The sequence below is a fragment of the Pontimicrobium sp. MEBiC01747 genome, from assembly GCF_053601635.1.
Window position 1 is genome coordinate 1 of record NZ_JBSHNS010000031.1, and the last position, 4,267, is coordinate 4,267.

At 33.0% G+C, this 4,267-nt stretch carries 4 protein-coding genes; 2 read left to right on the top strand and 2 right to left on the bottom strand.

Features of this window, described 5'->3' with window-relative positions; genetic code table 11:
* The first annotated feature begins 2 nt into the window (after positions 1-2).
* Both ACVC2P_RS00395 and ACVC2P_RS00400 read left to right on the top strand, forming a co-directional pair.
* Positions 3-1,061 carry a DEAD/DEAH box helicase gene (locus ACVC2P_RS00395; protein ID WP_452596508.1) on the top strand — a complete coding sequence of 353 codons (1,059 nt, stop codon included), beginning with the start codon at positions 3-5 and terminating at the stop codon, positions 1,059-1,061.
* Between the two features lie 2 nt (positions 1,062-1,063).
* Positions 1,064-2,296, top strand: coding sequence for a class I SAM-dependent rRNA methyltransferase (locus ACVC2P_RS00400; protein ID WP_452596509.1), 1,233 nt, complete (start codon positions 1,064-1,066; stop codon positions 2,294-2,296).
* 281 nt (positions 2,297-2,577) lie between these two features.
* Here the strand turns inward: ACVC2P_RS00400 and ACVC2P_RS00405 are convergent, their stop codons facing one another.
* Positions 2,578-3,057 carry a hypothetical protein gene (locus tag ACVC2P_RS00405; RefSeq protein ID WP_452596510.1) on the bottom strand — a complete coding sequence of 160 codons (480 nt, stop codon included), beginning with the start codon at positions 3,055-3,057 and terminating at the stop codon, positions 2,578-2,580.
* Between the two features lie 2 nt (positions 3,058-3,059).
* Positions 3,060-4,267, bottom strand: a 1,208-nt coding sequence (locus tag ACVC2P_RS00410) for an ATP-dependent nuclease (RefSeq protein WP_452596511.1), incomplete at its 5' end; no start/stop codon positions are given.

Sequence of the window (4,267 nt, forward strand, 5' to 3'; positions counted from 1 at the left end):
GAATTAAAGTGCCAACTGAAATTCAAGCACAAGCCATTCCTATTTTAATGGCATCGGCAACAGATTTTATTGGTTTAGCACAAACAGGAACAGGAAAAACGGCTGCTTTTGGCTTGCCCATATTACATAAAGTAAACCCAAATGTAAAAGAAGTACAAGGTCTTATCATTGCACCAACACGCGAGTTAGTACAGCAAATAAAAAAGCAATTGTTTAAGTTTACAAAGTATAACGATGTTAAACTTTTTGTTGAAGGGGTTTATGGTGGCGAGAAGATAGATATTCAAATAAAAAACTTACAACGTACAACGCATATTATAGTGGCGACACCTGGGCGTCTAGTCGATTTAATAGAGCGTAATATCGTCAATTTAAAACACATAAATACCGTTGTTTTAGATGAAGCAGACGAAATGCTTAGCATGGGGTTTAAACAAGATTTAACAAGCATTCTGCAAGCAACTACTAATAAAAAGAGGAATACTTGGCTATTTTCGGCAACCATGCCAGAAGATTTAAAAGTTATTGTAAAACGTTACATATCGGACAAAGCAGCACGAATTGCTGTTAATAGAACAAGTATTGTTAACGAAAATATTTCGCACTTTTTTGTAGAAACGACTATTCCAGATAAACCACAAACGTTAATGCGCTTATTAGAAGATAGAGAAGAGGAGCGTGGTATTATTTTTTGTAGAACAAAAGCTGGCGTGCAAGCCTTAAAACAAATATTACAAAACGAAGGGTTTAATGTGGATGCTTTAGAGGGTGATATGCAACAACGCGAACGCGATAAAGTTATGCGAGCCTTTAAAAACACAAGTTTACAAATCTTAATCTCTACAGATGTCTCTGCAAGAGGTATAGATGTCAATAATTTAGGGTTTGTAATACACCACCAATTACCAGAACATATAGAATATTATACGCATAGATCGGGTAGAACGGCAAGAGGTGGTAAAACAGGAGAATCTATAGCATTGGTATTATCTAACGAGTTACAGCGTGTAAAAACAATAGAAAAAACGCTTCAAATACAATTTAAAGCCTTGACACTATAATTATGTCTACTTTTTCTAAAGCCATAATTTCCAATTACAAACCTAATCGTTTAGCAGTAAAGCTTAATGCAAAAGGAGAGCAATTTGTTATTAATGGGCATCCTTGGGTGTTTTCTAATAATATTACAAAGATTAATGACACTGCCGAAACTGGAGATTTGGCTATTATCTTCGGAAAAAATAAAAACAAAGTTATAGGTTTGGGTTTATACGATGCAGCATCTCCCATTAGAATTAAAATGTTGCATAGCGAAAACAGAAGTGTTCAAATTAATGCTGACTTTTTTCATAATAAAATTAAAACTGCCTTTTCTAAACGTCAATCGCTTTTAGAAACCAATACTAATAGCTACAGATTATTATTTGGCGAAAATGATGGTTTTCCTGGTTTAATTGCCGATAAATACGCAACTGTTTTAGTGGTAAAGCTCTATTCCGAAATTTGGTTACCGTATTTAGAGTCTATTTTAAAGAGTTTACAAGTCGTTTCTAATTGCGAAACAATTGTGATTCGTCTAAGTCGCGGATTACAGCAGTCTAATCGTCATCATTTAAAAGATGGAGAGTTGGTTTACGGTGCGTTAGAAAACGAAGTGGTACAATTTGTAGAACATGGGGTTAACTTTTCGGCAAATGTTATTAAAGGGCATAAAACGGGTTATTTTTTAGACCATAGAGATAACAGACGTCAAGTAGGAGAGTGGAGTACAAACAAAACGGTTTTAGATGTGTTTAGTTATGCTGGCGGATTTTCGGTACACGCCTTAGCAAATGGTGCTAAAACCGTAACGAGTTTAGATATTAGCAAACAGGCTTTAGAAATCGCCTTACAAAATGGTAAACTAAACAACTATACAGGAAAACACTATACTATTGCTGGCGATGCTTTTGCCGAATTAAAACAACTAATTAAAAATGGTAAAACTTTTGATGTCGTTGTGATTGATCCGCCAAGTTTTGCAAAACAACAGAAGGAAATAGACTTAGCTAAAAAGAAATATGCGCAATTAGCCAATTTAGGCGTACAATTGACCGCTAAAAATGGTTTGTTAGTGTTGGCCTCCTGTTCGTCTAGAGTATTAGCACAAACGTTTTTTGATATTAATACGCAAACGTTATTAGCGTCTAAACGTAAGTTTGATATTATTAAAAAAACAGAGCATGATACCGATCATCCTGTTGGGTTTCCTGAAGGGGCTTATTTAAAGTGTGGGTATTATAGGTTTTTTAGTTAGGTAAGTTGCTTGTATTTTATTCCGTTAATAATTTATTCAGTTTTGGAAATTCCGTGACCATATTTTTGTCAGTATAATTTCCGTATTCAAATCTGTGCTATCGGGTATATCTTATTTATACATTTTTTTTGGTTATTGTAGCTAACGGTTAGTATATGAAAAGTAGGCGATTACAAAGCATTAACCTTTCGGTTAAGCACAAAGTTTGATACGAGCCAAAATCCTTAATTTCATTGCTGTTTCGCCTATTTTTTATATACATTGTTACCTGCTGGCTTTTTTCATTTTCTTCTCAATCGTTCTTCACGATACATAAATCCTAAATCTCTTCTTAATTGCTTTCTAAAAGATTTATTAGCATTGAATATTTTTTCAATTTGTTCTTTAGAGAATGATTCTTGATGAGCAGGGTTTTTCATAAGAACATCTCTTAAAACATAATAACTATCTCTAGATTCAACTGAAATAATTAAATTCACAATTCCTTTTTTCCATTCTATTAATTTTTCAAGTACATCTTTAATTTGATTTGCATCATAATTACCACCCTTTTTCTTGTGTATCAAATCTGTTATTTCGTAAGCTTCGGGATAATGTTCAAGCCTTAAATCATATAGCTTGTTCGTAAGAGTTCGATTTAAATTTTTGTCAAATTGCTTTTGTTGAAATCTTTGATTTTTAAAAAATTGAAATAAAGTAATAAATGAAACGCAAAGAGCTGTAATGGATGCTATAATTGACGGTGTAAAAAAATCAGACATAGTTATTTTAAAACTTTATTAATAGTAACAATTAGTTTTTTCCAATTAGTAAGTTCTAATGAGTTAAGGTCTTTAGCTTTGTGTTCTCTAGTCCATTTAATGTATTTTTTTGCTAAATGATATTTTGAAAAATCGTTAACTTCTTTTGTGAAAATATCAATAATAGGTCTATTTGGTTGTTCATCAGAAATCTTTTTGCAATCTGTACCGTATTCAGTTTTTACAATTTCAATAAGTGTTTCACGAAGAAGATCTTCTATTTCAGCTTTCTGTACGTTTTCAACATAATCTTTTGTTCTAAGAATATTCTTATTTCCTAAAGTGTGAACCAAATTCTCTTGTTGTGCGGCTTGGTCACCAGCTGAGTCAGAATCTAATAATGCAGCGACTTTCAAGTTATGAGCAAATAAAATGGTTGCATAATAAACAACTTTACCTGCTGAATTTGCAAAAACTAATGCAATTTTATCATTAAGGATTTCGTCTATAGATTCTCTTAATAATTGTGATGTAGCATCTAAATACCAATAATCGGTAATTCCCTCAAGAATTAAATTTCGTTGTTGGGAAAATAGACTTTGTGCTAAGTCATATCCTAAAGCTTCTTGTAAAGGTAATAAACCAGCCGGGTCACTTGATGAAATAGTAGTATGTACTTTTGTGCCTTCCTTTCTGTTTTTCATTTCAACTACCTTTACAATATCTAGTTCGTCTGGACCAACTAAAAATGGAGAATGAGTTGAGTAAATGGTTTGATTCTTCTCTGCAAGTCTAGAAATAGTCTCGCGAAAATCTCTTTGTTTTAAACCGTGTAAACTCATTCCAGGTTCGTCAAGTAGTAGAATTGCATTTTTATGTTTGTCCATTGCTTCTGCAAAAAAGACTACGAAAAATGAAACAAGCCATTGAAAACCTTCCGAACGTTGATCTAATTCTATATCAACACCAATATCGTCTTCAACTACAACTTTTAAATATTGTCCGTCAGCAGTTACTTTTAGTTTGTCAGCTTCTGGTCTATCAGGGTTTGGCATCCAAACAGTTCTGATTTCCTCTGTAAGTCTAACACTTGCAGCATTTAATTGATAACTTCTGCTATCCAATTTATCTTTGTACTCCTGCAGGGCTTCACGATCGCTTTGATTTGGACTTACAGTATTTCCTAAATCAGATAATTCTCTAGCAGTAAAACCTAAAAGTTTTAATAGGC

What these genes read in the sequence shown, in the direction of transcription:
- ACVC2P_RS00400 (WP_452596509.1), top strand. Translation starts at nt 1,064, where the DNA reads ATGTCTACTTTTTCTAAAGCCATAATTTCCAATTACAAACCTAATCGT.
- ACVC2P_RS00405 (WP_452596510.1), bottom strand. Translation starts at nt 3,057, where the DNA reads ATGTCTGATTTTTTTACACCGTCAATTATAGCATCCATTACAGCTCTT.